This is a genomic window from Pseudomonas sp. FG47 (assembly GCF_057809115.1).
Genome location: NZ_JBMDJI010000043.1, coordinates 19597 through 38932, shown reverse-complemented (window position 1 = coordinate 38932; position 19336 = coordinate 19597). Strand labels below are relative to the sequence as shown.

Genomic DNA, 19336 nt, shown 5'->3' with positions numbered 1-19336 from the left:
AAGTCGCAATTTGTGTTGCCTGAACTATCGCGCGCTTAGAAGCAAAATCAAAAGCAGAGCAAGAGCAAGAGCGGGCGGGTATTAATTATTTTCAGATGCGGTTAAATGAATAAAAATTCAAGATCGCGACCAACATGATTAAACAAGGGACCATCCGCGCTTGCAGAATGAACTTGAAGTCAGCAAGCCTATATCGCGAGCAATCAAGGTCAAAAATAAAATGGCGGAAGGCAGCGGGAGTCGAACCTGCCCGGGAACGGCTGCCGTCCCCAACCGGGTTTGAAGCCCGGCCGCGCCACCGGGCGCGATTGCCTTCCTTAGAAATCGTCAGGGCCTGGCCTGCAACTGGGCCAAGGCACTGTCAGCGCGGATATGCCGCTGGTCGGCGACCCTGCGGGTCAAGCCAACACGGTCGAAGTACTCCAGAATCTGCACGCTACGCTTGCGACCGATGCCCAACATATCGCGAAATGCCGCCACCTGCACTATCGGCGATGTCGTCGCCTGCTGCAACAACAGCTCTGCCATGCGCCTTAGCGTCGCCTCCGGGTAGAACAGATCACGCACCACCTGGTGCAATACGCCCAACCTCGCCAGCTTGCGCAGCAACAAACGCACCTCGGCCTCCTGGACCTGTTCCTCGGTAGCCAAGGTCCGCACCCAGGGCGGATCGAACTCACCCGCCAGCAAGAGCGGCTCCAGGCGAGCCCACAGCGCCGTATCGGCAGCACTGAGCTGGACCTTGTGCGCAGGCAGGTGCAACCAAGGCCCGCTGCTGCTGATCGCGCCCTCGCCCAGCAACTCATCCAACAAGCTGACGAAGGCCGGGCGCTCCAACGGCAAAGCCGTATATCGACGCAGCCGATCACGGTCCGGGCCAAGCTGGTCAGGCTCCTGCTCATGGAACTGCGCCAAACGCGCCAGCACCTGCTGCTTGAGCGCCTGCCATTGGCCACGATCGAACAACAACTGGCCCTGACGGGTGGCGACCACCAACACTTGCTCTGGCAACCGCCAGGTATCGCGCAAGCGATTGAACTGGCGCTCCAACCGCTGCGGGTCGAGCCCGCCTGGGGCGGCCTCGAGCAAGGCCGGTAGGGCCTGTTCGAGATCCTCGGCCTCGCGCAATACCTGCAACTGGCGCAGACGCGCCTCGCTGCGACGCTGCCGGCTAGGCGCGAACGGGTCGAGCACCCGGCCACCACCCAAGGTGCGCTGGGCCCGCTGGTCGCGCAGCACCAGGCGATCGCCATGCACCGCCTGCAACGGCGCATTGAGCAACAACTGGGCGAACATGCGTTGGCCTGCACGCAGGCTTTCGCCTTCGAGCAACGCCACCCGGGCGGTGACATCCTGGGTACCCAGATGCACATGCACGGCGCTGAAATGCTCGAATGTACGGGTCTCGCCCGGCAACAGCGTCAAATCGATATCAACCCGCACGCTCGGGGCATGCAGCCATGCCGGCAGCAGCCAGTCACCCCGATGTACCTGCTCGACCGCCAGCCGCTCCCCGCTGATGTTCAATGCCACCCGTTGCCCGGCTTCAGCCACCAGAGCCGCCTGGTTCTGCGCGTGCAGGCCGCGCACCCGCACCGGTTTGCCGGCCTTGCCCAGCAGCAAGGTATCGCCGGCACTGACCTGCCCGGCCAAGGCCGTGCCGGTGACCACCAGACCTGCGCCGGATACCGCGAACGCTCGGTCCACGGCTAGACGAAAACCACCGCGCGCGCTGCGCTGGCGTATCTTGGCCGCCGCGGCCAACAAGGCATCGCGCAGGGCCCCGACGCCCTCGCCGCTGACACTCGACAACACGAACTGCGCCGCCCCCGCATAGGGGCCTGGCGCCAGCAGTTCAGCGACCTGGGCCTGCACCTCGGCCAGCCGCGCCGGCTCCACCCGGTCGCACTTGCTGATCGCCACCAGCGCCTGGGGAATGCCCAGCAGCTCGATGATCGACAGGTGCTCACGCGTCTGCGGCATCACCCCATCGTCAGCGGCCACCACCAGCAACACCAGGTCGATACCATGGGCGCCAGCCAGCATGTTGTGGATAAAACGCTCATGCCCGGGCACATCGATAAAACCGGTCAGCGGCGCCCCCTCTGCCAGTGCCGCATAGCGGTAACCGAGGTCGATGGTCATGCCCCGGGCCCGCTCTTCCTGGCGCGTGTCCCCGGCCTGGCCGGTAAGGGCCTGGAGCAGCGTGGTCTTGCCATGGTCGATATGCCCGGCGGTACCGACAATCACTGCACCGGCCCTAATTGCAGCGCTGGTAGTTGCGCCAGCCACTGGGCCTCGTCGTCCAGCTGGCGCAGGTCGAGCCACAGGGCATCGTCATCGATGCGCCCCAGCACTGGCACCGGCAGCTCGCGCAAGGCGCGCTCCAGCACATGCAGGCTACGGCCACGCAACTTCTTCGACACCTGCGGGCGCAGGCACAGCGCCGCGCTGGGCAGGCGTGCCACCGGCTGGCTGCCGCTGCCGATCATGCCCAGGGCCGTTTCGACCGTGACGACCCACTGCGCGCCCAGGCACGTCGCCAAGGCCGGCGCCAGGCGCTCGGCCTGGGCGGCGATCTCGGCTTGCGGTCGGGTCAGCAGGCGCAAACTGGGCAAGCGCTCGGCCAGGCGGTCGGGGTTGCGGTAGAGCTGCAAGACCGCCTCCAACGCCGCCAGGGTGATCTTGTCCACCCGCAAGGCGCGCTTGAGCGGGTTCTTCTTGATCTTCGCGATCAGTTCCTTGCGCCCGACGATGATCCCCGCCTGGGGGCCGCCGAGCAGCTTGTCGCCGCTGAAGGTGACGATATCGGCGCCGTCGACCAGGGCCTGGCGCACCGTCGGCTCGGCCGGCAGGCCCCAGCGGGTGAGGTCGAGCAAGCTGCCGCTGCCCAGGTCCTCGAGCAGCGGCAGCTCATGCTGGTGGGCAATGCGCGCCAGCTCGGCGGTGGCCACCTGGGTGGTGAAACCCTGGATGCTGTAGTTGCTGCAATGCACACGCATCAGCAGGCCAGTGCGCGGGTTGATCGCGGCTTCGTAGTCGCGTGCGTGGGTGCGGTTGGTGGTGCCGATCTCGTGCAGCTTCACCCCGGCGCGGGCCATGATGTCGGGGATGCGGAAGGCGCCGCCGATCTCGATCAGCTCGCCGCGGGAAATCACCCCTTCCTTGCGCGCGCCCAGGCTGTTGAGCGCCAGCAGCACGGCGGCGGCGTTGTTGTTGACCACGGTGACGGCTTCGGCGCCGGTCAGCTCGCGGATCAGGCCTTCAATCAGGTCGTCGCGGTCGCCCCGCTTGCCGGTGGCCAGGTCGAACTCCAGGTTGAGCGGGTAGCGGGCGGCGGTCTGCATGGCCTCGACCGCTTCCTCGGGCAACAGCGCGCGACCGAGATTGGTGTGCAGTACCGTGCCGGTGAGGTTGAACACCCGGCGTACCTGGCTGCGCTGCTGAATAGCCAAGCGCTCGCCGGCGCGACCGAGCAGCACTTCGGCAGCCAACTCCACGGCACTCAGCTGGCCCAGGCGGGCCGGCTCGCGCAGGTCGTCGAGCAGTTGCCGCAGGGCGGCCAGCGTGGCGTCGCGGCCATGGCGTTCGAGCAAGGGCTGGCAGGCGGGGTGGCGCAGCAGGGTGTCGATGGACGGCAGGCGTGGGGTGTCGCTGGCGAGGCTGGAAGACATGCGGTACTACCTATGACTGATCCGTTGTCTGTTCTGGCCCTTTCGCCGGCTAGGCCGGCTCCTACAAGGCTAAGCGTCGCCGGTTGTAGGAGCCGGCCTAGCCGGCGAACGGGGGTAACTCGGTATTGCAGTGTAGCCCGCTAACCCCCTCCAGGTGCCAGCAGCAGGTTCGGCGCCAGGCGCTGGAAGCCCTCCTCGTCCAGCCGCATATCCAGCGCCAGGCTGGCCAGGTCGTCGGCCATCGGTTCGGCGGCGGCGTCGTTTTCCAGGTAGCTCTGCTTGAGGTAGGCCTGGCACCCTGGGCAACACTCGGCACGCAGTGGCGCCTTGCCCGGCGTGTGGCGATCATCCTCGAGGTTGCTGTAGCGCAAGTCCTTACTCGACTCGCAATACACGCACTTGACCCGCACCACATGCCATTCGCAACTGCACAACGAGCAGGCCAGGTAACGCAGGCCATTGTGCTTGCCGCGGTTGCGCACCACCCCGGCCATGGCCGGCGAGCCGCAGGCCGGGCATTGGGCCAGGCTACCGGCCGGCTTGAGCTCCGGCTCCGGCAGCGCCAGCAACCAACTGGACCAGGCCGCCTGCAACGCGGCACCAATCAACGGCACCAAGGCTGCGGGCACCGCGTCGTACTGGCCGCCAAGCAAGGCAATGCCCCAGCCCTTGCGCCGAGCCTCATCAGCCTCACGCAAACTGCGCACGGCATCGGCCAACGGCCCCTCGGGCTCGTTCCTGAAGCGCTCCAGCAGCGCCTGCAGCCAGACCAGCCAAGGCCCTTCGCGTACCAGGCTGTCCGCCGCCAAGGGCGGCAGGCCATGACTTATACACAGGCGCTGGCGTTCGTCGGCCACCGGCAAGGCGCCGGGTGGGTTATCCACAAGCTGCTGCTGAATGCGGCACAACCGCGCCACCAGCCGCAGGTAATCGCCGAGGGCGTTGCCCTCGGCCAGATACTCCAGGCGCACGGCGCGCAGTGCGAACAGGTTGGCGGGCGGCAGGTGCAGAAACGGCGGCATCACTGCCGACGCTTCGATCTGCCCGGGTTCGAGAATCGTGCTCAAACGGTCATCCTTCTTTTCCACCATGGTTGTGCGGCGACTTGTCGCCGGTCACGTCCCGGTACCAGAGTTCATGATGCTTGCGTGCCCAGGCGCGGCTGACCCAGCCATGCAGCATGGCGCCGATCGAGCCCTTGATCCAGATCCCGGCATAGATGTGCACGATGATGCTGAGGATCAGCACGAACGCCGCCAGCGCATGCAGCAACGCAGACAGACGAATGAGGTCGATGCCGAACCAATGGCTGAAATATACGCGCCAGATCACCACGCCACTGACCAGCAGCACCAGCATGCACGCCAGCAGGGTCCAGAACAGCAACTTCTGCCCGGCGTTGTACTTGCCGATCGGCGGCACGCCTTCTTCCTTGTTCAGCATCACCCGGTCAATCCGCCGTAGCCACAGGCGGTCATTGGCGCTGATGAAGTTGGCGCGCCAGAACCGCAGCACCAGGCCCAGGAAGAACACGAACATCGCCACGCCGATGAACGGGTGGAGAATCCGCGTCCAGGGCCCGCCGCCGAACAGGTGGCTGAGCCAGAACAGCGCCGGATGGAACAGCGCCAGCCCAGACAACCCGGCCAGCACGAACAGGATCGCCACCACCCAGTGATTGCTGCGCTCGTTGGCGTTGTAGCGCAGGATCGGTTTGTTGTCGCTCATGGCCGCTGCTCCCCTTCGCCGCCCGGGCGCTTCGGATCATAGACATGCACCGCCGGATCCACCTGGTGCACGCTGTTATCCACAGGCGCTGGATGCTCGTCCTCCTCGACCCGCTGCGGCCCCACCCGTACATAGTGGAAGAACCCGGCCACCACCGCCGCGCCCATGGCCAGCAGCGCCAGCGGCTTGGTGAAGCCCTTCCACAGCCCCACCAACGGGCTGATCACCGGTTGGTCCGGCAAGCCGGCGTAGATCCGTGGGGTGTCGGCGTGGTGCAGCACGTACATCACATGGGTGCCACCGACCCCGTCCGGGTCGTACAGCCCGGCGTTCTCGTACCCACGCGACTTGAGGTCGACGATGCGCTCGTCGGCATGCACCTTCATCTCGTCCTTGGTACCGAAGACGATCGCCCCGGTCGGGCAGGTCTTCACGCAGGCCGGCTCCAGGCCCACGGTCACGCGGTCGGAGCACAGGGTGCACTTGTACGCCTTGTGATCCTTCTGCGAGATGCGTGGAATATTGAACGGGCAGCCGGTGATGCAGTAGCCGCAGCCGATGCAGTGGTCCTGGTTGAAGTCGACGATGCCGTTGGCGTGCTTGATGATCGCCCCCGGGCTCGGGCAGGCCTTCAGGCAACCGGGCTCGGCGCAGTGCATGCAGCCGTCCTTGCGGATCAGCCACTCGAGGTTGCCGTCGTCGCGCTCGTGCTCGGTGAAGCGCATCAGGGTCCAGGTCTCGGCGGAGAGGTCCTGGGGGTTGTCGTAGGTGCCGTGGTTGTGGCCAACCTCGTCACGCAGTTCGTTCCACTCCGAGCACGCCACCTGGCAGGCCTTGCAGCCGATGCACTTGGTGGTGTCGATCAGCTTGGCGACTTCCTGCTGCTGGCGTACCGAGGGCGGCACGGTGGTGGTGGCCGAGCGGGCGATGATGTCTTGGCTGGCCATCAGAGTTTCTCCACTTTGACGAGGAACGACTTGGACTCCGGCGTCTGCGTGTTGCCATCGCCGAGGAACGGCACCAGGGTGTTGGTCAGGTAGCCGTGCCGCGTGGTGCCGGTGAAGCCCCAGTGCAACGGTATGCCGATCTGGTGCACGGTCTGGTTGTTGACCTGCAGCGGACGGATCCGCTTGGTCACCACCGCCACCGCGTCGATATGCCCGCGCTTGCTCGACACCCGCACCCGGTCACCGGCCTTGATGCCTTTCTCATTGGCCAGCACCTCGCCGATCTCGACGAACTGCTCGGGCTGGGCGATGGCGTTGAGCCGGCAATGCTTGCTCCAGAAGTGGAAGTGCTCGGTCAACCGGTAGGTGGTCGCCGCATACGGGAACTCGTCGTGCGTACCGAGGGTGTCCCACACCGAATCGAAGATCCGCCCGGCCGGGTTGCTGATGGCCTTCTTGTTCTGCGGGTGCAAAGGGTTGATGCCAATCGGCGTCTCGAACGGCTCGTAGTGCTCGGGGAACGGCCCCTCGGCCATCTTGTCGATGGCGAAGAAGCGCGCCACGCCCTCAGGGTTCATGATGAACGGGTTCATCCCTGCCTCGGGCGGCGAGTCGACCTTGAAATCGGGCACGTCGGTGCCGGTCCAGGCCTTGCCGTTCCACCACACCAGGCGCTTCTTCTCTGGGTCCCACGGCTTGCCTTGCGGGTCGCTGGAGGCGCGGTTGTAGAGAATGCGCCGGTTGGCCGGCCAGGCCCAGGCCCAGTTCTGCACCTGGTGCATGCCGTACGGGTCGCTGTTGTCGCGCCGGGCCATCTGGTTGCCCTGCTCGGTCCAACAGCCAGCGAAAATCCAGCAGCCCGACGCGGTGCTGCCGTCGTCCTTCATCTGGCCGAAGCCGGCGAGCTGTTGCCCGGCCTTGAGCGTGGCGCCGCTCGGGTCGGTGAGGTCGCTGACCGCCCAGCCGTTCATCTCCTTGGCCAGTTCCTCGGGCGAAGGCTCCTCTGGCACCTTGTACGGCCAGCTGATGTTGAGCATCGGCTCGGGATACGCTCCGCCCTCGGCCTGGTAACGCTTGCGCAGGCGCAGGAACAGCTCGCTCATGATGTGCACGTCGGTGCGGGTCTGGCCCGGACCGTCGGCGCCCTTCCAGTGCCACTGCAACCAGCGGCTGCTGTTGACCAGCGAGCCATCCTCCTCGGCGAAGCAGGTGGTGGGCAGGCGGATCACTTCGGTCTGGATATTGGCCGTGTCGACGTCGTTGAACGGGCCGGCGTTGCGCCAGAACTCGGAGGTCTCGGTGGCCAGCGGGTCCATGATCACCAGCCACTTGAGCTTGGCCAGCGCGGCGGTGACGCGGTTCTTGTCCGGCAACGCGGCGATCGGGTTGAAGCCCTGGCACATGTAGCCGTTGACCTTGCCCTGGCCCATCATCTCGAACATGCGCAGCACGTCGTAGGCCGGCACGTCGAGCTTGGGCAGCCAGTCGTAGCCCCAGTTGTTCTCGGCGGTGGCATTGGCGCCGTACCAGGCCTTCATCAGGCTGACGTGGAACTTGCCGTAGTTCTGCCAGTACGATAGCTGCCCGGGGCGCAGCGGCTTGGAGGCGCGCTTGTCGATATAGCTGGCGTAGTCCTGCTCGGCGTCGCCGGCCAGGGTGAGGTAGCCCGGCAGCGAGTTGGACAGCAGGCCCAGGTCGGTCAGGCCCTGGATGTTGGAGTGACCGCGCAGGGCGTTGACCCCGCCGCCCGGCATGCCGACGTTGCCCAGCAGCAACTGCACCATGGCCGCGCTGCGGATGATCTGCGCGCCGATGGAGTGCTGGGTCCAGCCCAGGGCATAGAGGATCGTCATGGTTTTGCCCGGTACCGAGCAGGTGGCGATCTCTTCCCAGACTTTCATCATCTGATCCTGCGGCATGCCGCAGGTCATGCTCGCCAGTTCCGGGGTATAGCGGCTGTAGTGCTGCTTCATCAACTGATAGACGCAGCGCGGATGCTGCAGGGTCGGGTCGACCTTGGCAAAACCGTCCTCGCCCAGCTCATAGCCCCAGCCAGACTTGTCGGCATACACACGCTTGGCCGCGTCGTAGCCGCTGAACAGCCCGTCCTCGAAGCCATAGCTCTCTTTGACGATGAACGACACATCGGTGTAGTTGCGCACGTACTCGTGCTGGATCTTGTCGTTGCTCAGCAGGTAGTTGATCAGCCCGCCCATGAAGGCGATGTCGCTGCCGGTGCGAATCGGCGCGTAGTAATCGGCCACCGAGGCGGTACGGGTGAACCGCGGGTCGACCACGATCAGCCGCGCCTTGTTGTGCGCCTTGGCTTCGGTCACCCACTTGAAGCCGCACGGGTGCGCTTCAGCGGCGTTGCCGCCCATCACCAGGACCAGGTTTGCGTTGGCGATATCGGACCAGTGATTGGTCATCGCGCCACGGCCATACGTCGGGGCAAGACTTGCCACCGTCGGGCCGTGTCAGACACGCGCCTGGTTGTCGAACCCCAGCATGCCTAGCGAACGGATCACCTTGTGCGTCAGGTAGCCCGCTTCGCTGGAAGCGGCGGACGCGGCAAGAAAGCCTGTGGTCAGCCAGCGGTTGACCGTCTGGCCCTGGGCGTTCTTCTCGATGAAGTTGGCATCGCGGTCCTGTTTCATCAGGTCGGCGATGCGGTCGAGGGCTTCGTCCCACTCGATGCGGGTCCACTCGTTGCTGCCCGGCTTGCGTACCTCGGGGTACATCAGGCGGTTGGGGCTGTGGATAAAGTCCAGCAGGCCAGCGCCTTTCGGGCACAGGGTGCCGCGGTTGACCGGATGGTCCGCGTCGCCTTCGATGTGGATGATGTTCTGCTTGACGTTCTTGCCCGCGTCACCCTGGCTGTACATGATCAGGCCGCAGCCGACCGAGCAGTAGGGGCAGGTGTTACGGGTTTCTTTGGTGTGCGCCAGCTTGAAGTGGCGCACCTGCTCGGCGAACGCAGGGGTCGGGGCCATGCCCAACGCCGCAAGGCTCGAGCCTCCAAGGCCGACGGCGGCGACCTTGAAGAATTGCCGACGGTTGAGGTCCATCGTGCACTCCTGATCAGGTTCGGGCGCGCGGGACGTGGCCGGCGCCTCAGGGACTTCACGGTGGCGGTATGCGGATACCGCCAATCGTTAAGACTAGCCAAGAATCATGGAAGTGCGATGACATGGGTCATGGTTTGGGTGAGGGTCGCCGCCGTGGACCACGGACCACACAGAGCCTTCCTACCTGTTCGGGCGTGTTGGACGGCATCGGCTCGCGGGCGCAGTCGCTAATTTGCTGCTGCAAACCCACAGGTCCCAGATTTCGCCAGCCGATGCCCTCCCCGCCACTGCCCTCCCGCCCTCTGTTTCGACCAGAAGCCATTCACGCAACGCGACAACAACACCTCGGCCACGTCCTTGTCGACCAACCCCTTAGCTACCGGTTGCTTGCGCTGTTGGCCGGGCTGCTGGTGATCCTGATCATCACGTTCGGCTACTTCGCCAGCTACACGCGAAAGGCCACGCTGCACGGCCTGTTGATGCCCGAGCAAGGGATGTTGCGCCTGAGCGCGCCAACAAGCGGGCGCCTCACCGAGGTTCTCGCAGTGGAGGGTCAACAAGTCGCCCAAGGCGACCTGCTGGCCGTGATCTCCGGGGAACGTCAATCAGGGCTAGGTGACACGCAGGCACTGATCGCCGAGCAGTTGCAAAAGCGCCTCGAGGTACTGGCGAGGCGCCAGGCCCAGGCCGACGAGCGCTTGGCGGGGCAACGACGGATGCTCGACAGTCGCCTCACCACCATCAACAGCGAGCTTCGCCAGTTCAGCGAAGAGCATCGCCTACTGAAACGACGGGGGCAACTGGCCCAGGCGCACCTGGACCGTCAGCAGCAGCTGGCGGCCGCCGGCTTTATCGCCACCGCCCAGTTGCAGACTGCCGAGGGCGAGCTACTGGCCCTCCAAGGCCAGCGCCAGGCCAGCCAACGTGCCCGTGCCAGCCTGGAGCGCGAACGCACGGGGCTGCAGGCTCAACAGCAGGAAGCAGGCCTGCACCACCGCGACGAGACGAGCGACGTGGAGGGCGCCATTGCCCAGATCAGGCAAGAGCAGGCAGAAAACCAGGCCCGCAGCGAAACGAGGATGGTCGCCCCCCATGCCGGGACCGTGACCGGCTTGAACGTGCAAGTTGGACAGCAAGTCAACGCGGGGGCAGTGCTCGCTAGCCTGCTGCCCCAAGGGGTGAACCTGAGCGCTCATTTGTACGCGGCATCCCGCCAGGCCGGGTTTATCGAACCTGGGCAGCCGGTGCTGATGCGCTACGCCGCGTATCCCTACCAGAAATTCGGCATGGCCCGAGGTCGTGTGCTGAGTATCACCAAAAGCCCTTACGCCGCCCAGGAACTACCAGCGCATATTGCCCCATCGCTGCAAGGTCAGGGCGGGCCAATTGAACTGTTCTATGGCGTCACGGTGGCGCTCGATTCGAGCAACATCAAAGTCTATGGGCATGACCAACCATTACAAGCAGGCATGTTGCTGGAGGCGGATGTCGTCCAGGACCGACGCCGACTGTATGAATGGGCGCTGGAGCCATTGTATTCAATAACCGGACGGTTGCGGAATTGAACATTGCCGGTGAGGGCAATGCATAACCTATTGCGAGGGAACGATGAACTTGACGCCACGCGAATCGGACGTACTGCGACTGCTGTTGCTCGGCAAGAGCAACAAGCAGATCGCGCTTGATTTACAGATCAGCGATTACACGGTACGCGACCATGTGTCAGCACTGCTGCGCAAACACGGTACGCGCTCGCGCTCGCTGTTGATGGCTGCGCAACTATTCGGCCACCACGACATCTGTCGGATATGAAGGCGTATCAAACGAGTGCAGCATTACAACTCAACTCGTCCTGAAAATCAAACTTAAAGATCCAGCGCCCCGAAAGGTTAATTCGTTTATCTACCTAATTGGTTTCGCCCAACAATTCCAGGGGCATGTAGATTAGCGAATTATCCGATCGGGACACTATGTTCAAATCAGATTTACACCAAACGACTCAACCAAAGTTAAACGACTACCTGCTACCCCATATTTCAGGAGACACGCCATGAAGGATTTACTAATCGAAGAACTCGAGCTGATCGCAGGCGGGTACGGTGTCCCCGGAGCTGTTGTCAATGCAGCCATCGCCGGGGCCGGCTACATCGGGTACCAAAGCATGACAGGTGAAGGCTCAATGAATGGTTTCGCAACGACTGTAGCGGCAGGTGCCATCAGCGGCTTCATAGCAGGCCCTGCGAGTGCGCCAGCCGTTGCTGCCGGAGCTATCGCAGGCACACAGGTCAGTTTTTACAGCGGTATGGCAGGCGGGATGATGAGTAACTGGATGAATGCCGCCGGGACTAACTACAACCGATAGCAGTAAAAATCACATTCCCAATGCTCACCATCAGCCATGGATAATTAAAATATGGATGCGTTAAGCGCATTAAAATTTTCACTCACGATAGGCGCAAGCCTGACAATCCTGCTCGCAACAAAGTACATGTTTTTTTGCTTCAACAGAGACATATCAGACCCATTATATCTTCCATTCGCCATCACCTTATCCACATTAACAGCGCTCCACATCGCCGATAAATTTTCACCCGCACTGGCCATCGCTTTAGGCGTAGTCGAATGATAGACATGGAGCCCCTTGAAGCAATCAGACTCAGTCTTACAGTAGGCGCAGCACTGATAAGCTGCATCCTAATAAAGATACTTCTTCTGATATTTAAACCAAGAATCCCAGAGCCTCTAGAACTTTCGTTGCTCACCGGGGCGCCTGCCATAATTGCTGCCCACATCACAAACACTTACTCACAAGCCCTAGACTCCTTACTCGGACTGACAAACTAACGAAAGAAACTTTAAATAACTTTCATCTCACTAAAAACAGAAATACATTCCCTCCCAGGCAATCCGACCAATCGAATAATTGGCGAACTTGCTGGAGTCCATGCCAATACCACAGCTTTCATACGACTCGGAGAAATTAGTTTTACTGGGGAATGATGGATGGAGTGATAAACCTTGGGCTGGATGCTGCCGAAACAAACTACAACCGCTTAGTGACACCCAACATCAGTTGCTCAATCATCTATGCCTGAAAAACTAGACCACACACCACCCACACATAGTTAACTCTCCAAACACCGGCCTCAAGATACCTTTTCATACCGACAACCATGATTATTGACTTCAAAATCACCAAGCACGATTTCACTAGCCTGCATCAAGGTAAATCGCCTCTCTTAATCAGTAACGCCATTCGCACACCGCTATCTTTTTCCTGGCCCGACGCCAATGAGATCATCGAGCGAGCGTCTATTGATACAGACGACTTCAAGATCCTCCACAACGGCCTGGTCCCCAAGCAGGAGTACATCGAAACCTTCTATGACGTCGGCATGGTCAGGCACCGCCTGATCAAGTCGGCGGTCTATGAGCGTCTCAAGAATGGCGCGACCCTGATCGCCAACAAGCTCGTCAACGAACCCAAGATCCACGCCCTGGCCCGCCAGGTGGCGCACTTCACGGGCCGGCAAACCGTCAGCAGCGTGTATGCCGCCTTCGGCCGCCAGGCATCCTTCCAGACCCACTGGGACACCCGGGACATATTCGCCATCCAGCTGATCGGTCGCAAACGCTGGCTCATCTACCCGCCAAGTTTCGCCGAGCCATTGTTCATGCAGCAGAGCAAAGACCTGGAGCATGACTATCCCTGCCCAACCGTGCCCTGCATGGATCTTGTCCTCGAGCCAGGCGACATCCTTTACCTGCCGCGAGGCTGGTGGCACAACCCGCTGCCCTTCGAGGAAGAAACCTTCCATCTTTCCGTCGGCACCTTTCCAGCCAACACCCTGGATTACCTGCACTGGACAACGCAAAAGCTCCCGGAGCTACTGGCTGCGCGCCAGTCGATGAGCAGCTTCGAGCACGATCACGACAACTTATCGACACTCGCCGCCCATCTGACCGAACGCCTCACCGATCCTGATCACTACCAACAGTTCATGGAGGCTTTTGACGCGACTCAACGTATCGATACGCCGCTGGCCATAGATCTCTTCGGCAGCCCCGTCATGGCACCTTTACCAGATGATGCCCAGTTACGACTTGCCGCCAACCGCACCGCGTCGATCGCTCAGGGCCACCTGATCGCCAATGGTTCTCGAATCACCCTGGATGAATCGGCGTTGCGCGTGGTGCGCTGCATCGATGACCAGCCGGGAGTCCGTCTGGACCAACTGATCGCGGTCCTCGCCGACATGCCCACCAGCAAACTTCGAACCTTGATTCACGACCTGTGCCGCCAAGACATCCTGGAGTTGAGCCGCCCATGAACAGCATGCCGCCATCTACAGTCAGAATTTTCAGACCATGCGCGTGACCCTGCAGGCCGAAAGCCAGGAATGCGGCCTGGCCTGTCTGGTGATGATCGCCGCCACCCACGGCCTGCATCTGGACCTGGCGACCCTGCGCCGGCGCTTTGCCGTTTCAAGCAAGGGCACCAGCCTGGCGCAGCTGATCCGCCATGCTCAGCACCTGGCGTTTACCTGCCGGCCACTGCGCCTTGAGCTGGAGGAAATCCGCCAGCTGCGTACCCCCTGCATCCTGCACTGGAACCTGAACCATTTCGTGGTGCTGGAGGCGTTCAAGGCCGGCCGCCTGGTGATTCTCGATCCCGCCCGGGGCCGCCAGATGATCACGTTGGAAGAAGCCTCTCGGCACTTTACCGGGGTGGCCCTGGAGCTTTCGCCCAACGCCGAATTCGTGCCCGCCCAGCGCAAGCCGCGCCTGCGGCTGAGGGCGTTGACCGGTCGGGTACGGGGACTCAAGCGTGCGCTGGGCAACATCCTGGTGCTGGCCCTGGCGCTGGAAGTGGTGGCCCTGCTCGCGCCCCAAGTCACACAGTGGGTGGTCGACGGCGCCCTGGTTTCCGCCGACCGCCACTTGTTGCTGCTGGCCGTGATGGGGGGCTGCCTGTTACTGCTGGTCGACTTCGCCCTGCGCATGGCCCGAGGCTGGATGAACCTGCGCCTCAACCAGCAACTGGCACTGCAATGGTCAGGCAACCTCTTCAGCCACTTGTTGCGCCTGCCCTGGCCGTTCTTCGAAAAGCGCCAGCTGGGGGACATCACCGCGCGTTTCCAGTCGCTGGCGGCCATTCGCACGGTCTTCACCAATGGTGCCGTCACCGTGGTGCTGGATGCCCTGGTCACCTTCATCACCTTGGGCATGATGCTGCTGTACAGCACCACGCTGACCGGCATCGTCGGGGTGGCGGTGCTGCTGTACGCGGCCCTGCGCCTGGCGTTCTACCACCCCTTGCGCAATGCCTCGGAAGAACGAATCGTGCTGGCCGCCCGTGAGAATTCGTACTTCCTCGAAACTATCCGCACAGTCATGCCACTGAAGCTGTTCAACATGACTTCGGCGCGCCTGGCCACCTGGCAGAACCTGCTGGCCGATGTACAGAATCGCGACGTCGCCACCCAGAAGATGCTGTTGGCATTCGCCAGCCTCAATACTCTGATCTTCGGCATCGAAGGCATGTTGTTGCTGTATATCGGCGGCCTGGCGGTGCTGGAGGGTGGCCTGTCGCTGGGCATGTTGCTCGCATTCCTGGCCTACAAGAGCCAGTTCACCGGGCGCGCCAGCAAGCTGATCGACCTGGGAGTCGAGATCAGGATGCTGTCGTTGCATGCCGAACGCCTGGCGGATATCGCTCTGGAACCCGCCGAAGCATGGGCGCAGTTGGAAACCGACGTGCAGCGCATCGAGCCCTGCCTGGAGTTCCGGGATGTTTCCTTCCGCTATGCCGAGGGGGAGCCGTGGATCCTGCGCAACCTGTCCCTGACCATTGCTGCCGGCGACTCGCTGGCGATCGTCGGCGCATCGGGCTGCGGCAAGTCCACGCTGTTCAAACTGATGCTCGGCCTGCTGCAACCCACCGAAGGCGAAATACGGATCGGCGACATCCCTGTGCGCCAACTGGGAGTCGAGGGGCTACGCGGCCTGGTGGGCGCGGTGATGCAGGATGACCATCTGCTGGCCGGCTCCCTCGCCGAAAACATCGCCTGCTTCGACCCTCACGCCGATCAGGGCGGGATCGAAACGGCGGCGCGGCATGCCCATATCCACGACACGATCAGCCAGATGCCCATGGGCTACCAGACCCTGGTGGCGGAGATGGGCAGCGGCCTGTCCGGCGGCCAGCGACAACGCTTGCTACTGGCTAGGGCGCTGTACAAGCAACCGAAGATACTGGCCCTGGACGAAGCCACCAGCCACTTGGACCTGCACAGTGAGCAATGCGTGGCAAAAGCCATGCAACGCATGCACATGACCCGCGTCAGCATTGCCCATCGCCAGGAAACCATTGCCCTGGCCAGCCGCGTGGTGCGCCTTGAGAAAGGGGCGATCGTCGAGAACTGGCGGCGCGTAGCCCTGCCGGAGCCTGCCTGATGCTCTTTGCCGCATGCCTGCTCGCCTTGACCCTGTGGGGCCTGGCGCCACCCAGCCATGCCGACGACCTGCTCAGCATTTACCAGGACGCCCTGCGCTACGACCAGCAATGGTCGGCGGCCCAGGCCGAGCACCAGGCAGGGCTGGAAGCCGAGGTACAAGCCCGCGCCAGCCTGCTGCCCGAACTCTCTCTGCAGGCGCAGAACGCCTGGAACCGCACCCAGTACCAGCTCGACAACGATGCGATGACTCATCGCCGCCAGAGCCGGACCTACAGCATCCAACTGGTGCAACCCCTGTTCCGCTGGCAGAACTGGGTCCAGTACCAGCAGGGCAGCCAACAAACCGCCCTGGCCATCAGCCGCTATCACGAAGCGCGCCAGGCGCTGTTGCTGCGCGTGGCCGAAGCCTACTTCGCGATCCTGAGCGCGGAGGCAAGCGTGGATGCCCTGCGTCAGCAGCACGCCGCCGGTACCCAGCAACTGGCCAGCGCCCGCAAGCATTTCGAGTTGGGCAACGTCAGCATTGCCGACGTGCACGAGGCACAGGCCAGCGCCGACGCAGCCCTGGCTGCATCGATCAAGGCCGCCAGCCAGGTCGAATTGGCCCGCCACGTGCTGGCACGGATCATCGGCCGAACCCCTGGTCCCCTCCGGGGCCTGCGCGAGGGCGTAAGCCTGGCCCCACCGCACCCCGCCGATATCGGCGCCTGGTTGGCTGCGGCGCAGCAGGACGCCTACGAGGTCCAGACGCAGGCCTTGCGCCTGGCCATCGCCCAGAACGAAGTGCGCAGCCGCAAAGCCGAGCGCCTGCCTACGCTCGACCTGGTGGCAAGCCAAGGGGTACAGCAGCAGCCGAACACCGGCGCAGCGCGCAGCGACCTTACAAGTGTCAGCCTGCGCCTGAGCCTGCCGCTGTACGCGGGTGGCCGCCCCAGCTCGGCGGTGCGCCAGGCCCAGGCATTGAGTGCCCAGGGCGAGGCCCAGTACGAGGAAGCCAAGCGCACCGCGCAGTTGCAAGTACGCGAGGCCTGGCTGGGCGTACTCGATGGCAGGGCCGAGGTACAAGCGCTGGAGGCGGCGAGCATCTCAGCCAGGTCGGCGTTGGAGGCCAACCGGTTGGGGTACCGGGTGGGGGTGCGCGTGAGCATCGACGTGCTGGAGGCCCAGGGGCGTTTTACCGATATCGTGCGACAGCTGTCCCGAGCTCGTTACGAAACCCTGCTGGCCCAGCTGCGCTTGAAGGCAGCCGTGGGCGGCCTGATGGAAAGCGACCTGCATGAGGTCAACCGGCTGCTCGCACCACACTGGCCAGCACCTGGCGCTTGAAACAAAAAGCCCCTGAAACTCGCGTTTCAGGGGCTCCTCGCTTCAGGCAGACTTGCGACTCAGAACGGAATATCGTCGTCGAAGCTGTCGAAGTCAGCGGCTGGCTGCGGAGCCGGCTGCTGTGGCGCCGGGCGCTGCGGCGCCTGCTGCGGGCGTGGTGCCTGCTGACGCGGGGCCTGGTTGTACTGTTGCTGCTGGCCACCACCTTGGTTGTAGTTGCCGCCACCCTGGTTGTACGGGTCACCACCCTGCTGCTGGCCCTGCGGGCGACCGCCGAGCAGCTGCATGGTGCCGTTGATGTCGACGATGATCTCGGTGGTGTAGCGCTTGATGCCGTCCTTTTCCCACTCGCGGGTCTGCAGCTTGCCCTCGATGTAGCACTGCGAACCCTTGCGCAGGTATTCGCCGGCGATTTCGGCGACCTTGCCGAACAGCGAGACACGGTGCCACTCGGTGCGTTCGACCTTCTGGCCCGACTGCTTGTCGGTCCACTGCTCGCTGGTGGCCAGGCTCAGGTTGGTCACGGCGTTACCGTTGGGCAGGTAGCGGACTTCGGGATCCTGACCGCAGGTGCCGACCAGAATGACTTTGTTAACCCCACGGGCCATAACGTTCTCCTAGGCTTCGCACGCCGAAGCGGCTGGGTTCACCAGACGCTCTAGGGTCGCGCGGTCCAAAATTTTCGTATCCAGTTTGATATAGATGGCGGCTTCTTCTGCCACCACCACGGCGTCGGTCACACCCGGCACGGCCAGCAAGCGCTCGGTCAGCCCGGCTTCCCGGACCGCTTCTGGCGTCAATGGCATGCGCAGGCTGGTCACGTAGGGTGGTTCGTTCATGCGCAACGCAGTGAGCAACCACAGGACGCACAACACCGCACACCCCAGGAACACCATGCTCAAGCCACCGTGCTGGAACAACCAGCCACCGAGGATGCCTCCCAGCGCGGCGCCGAGGAACTGGCTGGTGGAATACACCCCCATTGCCGTCCCCTTGCCGCCGGCAGGCGATACCTTGCTGACCAGCGAAGGCAAGGATGCCTCCAGCAGGTTGAATGCGGTAAAGAATACCACGGTGCCGATCACCAGTCCCTGCAAGTTGTCAGCCCACTGCCAGAAGAACACCTCCACCAGCAGCAGAACACTGACCGCGCCGAGCAACACGCGTTTCATCTTGCGCTTCTTTTCCCCGTAGATGATGAAGGGGATCATTGCAAAAAATGAAACCAGCAGCGCGGTCAGGTACACCCACCAGTGCTGCTCCTTGGGCAGCCCGCCACGCTCGACGAAGGCCAGGGGCAGCGCGACGAAGCTGGCCATCAGGATGGCGTGCAGCACGAAAATGCTGATGTCCAGGCGCAGAAGGTCCGGATTGCGCAGGGTCGGGCCGAGGGCCTGACGGGCGACACCGGACTCGCGATGGCTCAGCACACTGTGCGAGCTGGGCACGACGAAGGCGATCAAACCAATGCCGACCAGGGCAAGTCCTGCGGTGGCCAGGAACAATCCTGACAAGCCAAAGGCGCGGGTCAGCAGTGGCCCGACCACCATTGCCACGGCAAACGACAGGCCGATGCTCATGCCGATCATGGCCATGGCCTTGGTCCGGTGCTGTTCACGAGTAAGGTCGGACAGCAAGGCCATGACGGCCGCGGAAATCGCCCCGGCGCCCTGCAGGATACGCCCGGCGATCACGCCCCAGATCGAATCGGCCTGGGCCGCCAGCACGCTGCCCAGGGCGAAGATGATCAATCCCACGTAGATCACCGGACGGCGGCCGATACGGTCGGAAATCACCCCGAACGGGATCTGCAACACCGCCTGGGTCAGGCCATAGGCACCGATCGCCAGACCGATTAGCGCGGGGGTGGCACCGGCCAGGTCCATGCCGTAGGTGGCCAGCACCGGCAGCACCATGAACATGCCCAGCATACGAAAGGCAAAGACCAGGGCCAGGCCGCTCGCGGCGCGGGTTTCGCTGCCGCTCATGCGCTCGTTGTGGGTGTCGTGCATGGATTAACCTCGTGTGAACCGGCGGCGATTCTATCAGTCCGACGCCTTGACGGCATATACGCGACGCTTTGCCGCGTAATGGCAGCGCGCCGTATACTCCTTTGTTTATGCCCGCCGAGCGAG

The 19336-nt window shown here is 63.2% G+C and carries 13 protein-coding genes, 1 tRNA gene and 1 pseudogene; 6 read left to right on the top strand and 9 right to left on the bottom strand.

Features of this window, described 5'->3' with window-relative positions:
* Positions 1-221: 221 nt before the first annotated feature.
* From ACODS5_RS21970 to fdnG, 7 genes are all read right to left on the bottom strand, one after another.
* A tRNA-Sec gene (locus tag ACODS5_RS21970) sits at positions 222-317 on the bottom strand.
* 10 nt (positions 318-327) lie between these two features.
* Positions 328-2250, bottom strand: a complete 1923-nt coding sequence (gene selB, locus ACODS5_RS21965; protein ID WP_489109643.1) for a selenocysteine-specific translation elongation factor — start codon at positions 2248-2250, stop codon at positions 328-330.
* Positions 2247-3674: an L-seryl-tRNA(Sec) selenium transferase gene (gene selA / locus ACODS5_RS21960; RefSeq protein WP_134693411.1), complete on the bottom strand. Its 1428-nt coding sequence runs from the start codon at positions 3672-3674 to the stop codon at positions 2247-2249. The genes selB and selA overlap by 4 nt, the downstream gene beginning before the upstream one ends.
* Positions 3675-3814: 140 nt before the next feature.
* Positions 3815-4741: a formate dehydrogenase accessory protein FdhE gene (gene fdhE, locus ACODS5_RS21955; protein WP_489109642.1), complete on the bottom strand. Its 927-nt coding sequence runs from the start codon at positions 4739-4741 to the stop codon at positions 3815-3817.
* 4 nt (positions 4742-4745) lie between these two features.
* Positions 4746-5402, bottom strand: coding sequence for a formate dehydrogenase subunit gamma (locus ACODS5_RS21950; protein WP_489109641.1), 657 nt, complete (start codon positions 5400-5402; stop codon positions 4746-4748).
* Complete coding sequence (fdxH, locus tag ACODS5_RS21945; RefSeq protein ID WP_186662106.1) at positions 5399-6349, bottom strand: formate dehydrogenase subunit beta; 951 nt, start codon at positions 6347-6349, stop codon at positions 5399-5401. The genes ACODS5_RS21950 and fdxH overlap by 4 nt, the downstream gene beginning before the upstream one ends.
* Complete coding sequence (gene fdnG, locus ACODS5_RS21940) at positions 6349-9417, bottom strand: formate dehydrogenase-N subunit alpha (protein ID WP_489109640.1); 3069 nt, start codon at positions 9415-9417, stop codon at positions 6349-6351. The genes fdxH and fdnG overlap by 1 nt, the downstream gene beginning before the upstream one ends.
* 395 nt (positions 9418-9812) lie before the next feature.
* Between fdnG and ACODS5_RS21935 the strand changes: the two genes are divergently transcribed.
* The 6 genes and pseudogenes from ACODS5_RS21935 to ACODS5_RS21910 all read left to right on the top strand — a co-directional run bounded on the left by ACODS5_RS21935 (position 9813) and on the right by ACODS5_RS21910 (position 17201).
* A complete protein-coding gene (locus tag ACODS5_RS21935; RefSeq protein WP_489109639.1) occupies positions 9813-10982 on the top strand; it encodes an HlyD family secretion protein in 1170 nt (389 codons plus the stop codon).
* Between the two features lie 43 nt (positions 10983-11025).
* A pseudogene (locus ACODS5_RS21930) lies at positions 11026-11190 on the top strand (LuxR C-terminal-related transcriptional regulator); the annotation flags it as partial.
* 277 nt (positions 11191-11467) lie between these two features.
* On the top strand, positions 11468-11779 hold the full coding sequence (locus ACODS5_RS21925; protein ID WP_489109638.1) for a hypothetical protein: 312 nt from the start codon (positions 11468-11470) through the stop codon (positions 11777-11779).
* An 811-nt stretch (positions 11780-12590) separates the two neighbouring features.
* Complete coding sequence (locus ACODS5_RS21920; RefSeq protein WP_489109637.1) at positions 12591-13748, top strand: JmjC domain-containing protein; 1158 nt, start codon at positions 12591-12593, stop codon at positions 13746-13748.
* Between the two features lie 37 nt (positions 13749-13785).
* Positions 13786-15873 carry a peptidase domain-containing ABC transporter gene (locus ACODS5_RS21915; protein WP_489109636.1) on the top strand — a complete coding sequence of 696 codons (2088 nt, stop codon included), beginning with the start codon at positions 13786-13788 and terminating at the stop codon, positions 15871-15873.
* The gene (locus ACODS5_RS21910; RefSeq protein WP_489109635.1) at positions 15873-17201 is read left to right on the top strand and encodes a TolC family outer membrane protein; all 1329 of its coding nucleotides are present in this window, start codon (positions 15873-15875) and stop codon (positions 17199-17201) included. Before ACODS5_RS21915 ends, ACODS5_RS21910 begins: the two co-directional genes overlap by 1 nt.
* A 59-nt stretch (positions 17202-17260) precedes the next feature.
* Here the strand turns inward: ACODS5_RS21910 and ACODS5_RS21905 are convergent, their stop codons facing one another.
* Complete coding sequence (locus ACODS5_RS21905; protein WP_186662108.1) at positions 17261-17809, bottom strand: single-stranded DNA-binding protein; 549 nt, start codon at positions 17807-17809, stop codon at positions 17261-17263.
* A gap of 9 nt (positions 17810-17818) precedes the next feature.
* Complete coding sequence (locus ACODS5_RS21900) at positions 17819-19213, bottom strand: MFS transporter (RefSeq protein ID WP_489109634.1); 1395 nt, start codon at positions 19211-19213, stop codon at positions 17819-17821.
* Positions 19214-19336: the final 123 nt, after the last annotated feature.

What these genes read in the sequence shown, in the direction of transcription:
- ACODS5_RS21920 (WP_489109637.1), top strand. Translation starts at nt 12,591, where the DNA reads ATGATTATTGACTTCAAAATCACCAAGCACGATTTCACTAGCCTGCAT.
- selA (WP_134693411.1), bottom strand. Translation starts at nt 3,674, where the DNA reads ATGTCTTCCAGCCTCGCCAGCGACACCCCACGCCTGCCGTCCATCGAC.
- ACODS5_RS21925 (WP_489109638.1), top strand. Translation starts at nt 11,468, where the DNA reads ATGAAGGATTTACTAATCGAAGAACTCGAGCTGATCGCAGGCGGGTAC.
- ACODS5_RS21900 (WP_489109634.1), bottom strand. Translation starts at nt 19,213, where the DNA reads ATGCACGACACCCACAACGAGCGCATGAGCGGCAGCGAAACCCGCGCC.
- fdxH (WP_186662106.1), bottom strand. Translation starts at nt 6,349, where the DNA reads ATGGCCAGCCAAGACATCATCGCCCGCTCGGCCACCACCACCGTGCCG.
- ACODS5_RS21910 (WP_489109635.1), top strand. Translation starts at nt 15,873, where the DNA reads ATGCTCTTTGCCGCATGCCTGCTCGCCTTGACCCTGTGGGGCCTGGCG.
- ACODS5_RS21950 (WP_489109641.1), bottom strand. Translation starts at nt 5,402, where the DNA reads ATGAGCGACAACAAACCGATCCTGCGCTACAACGCCAACGAGCGCAGC.
- ACODS5_RS21915 (WP_489109636.1), top strand. Translation starts at nt 13,786, where the DNA reads ATGCGCGTGACCCTGCAGGCCGAAAGCCAGGAATGCGGCCTGGCCTGT.
- ACODS5_RS21905 (WP_186662108.1), bottom strand. Translation starts at nt 17,809, where the DNA reads ATGGCCCGTGGGGTTAACAAAGTCATTCTGGTCGGCACCTGCGGTCAG.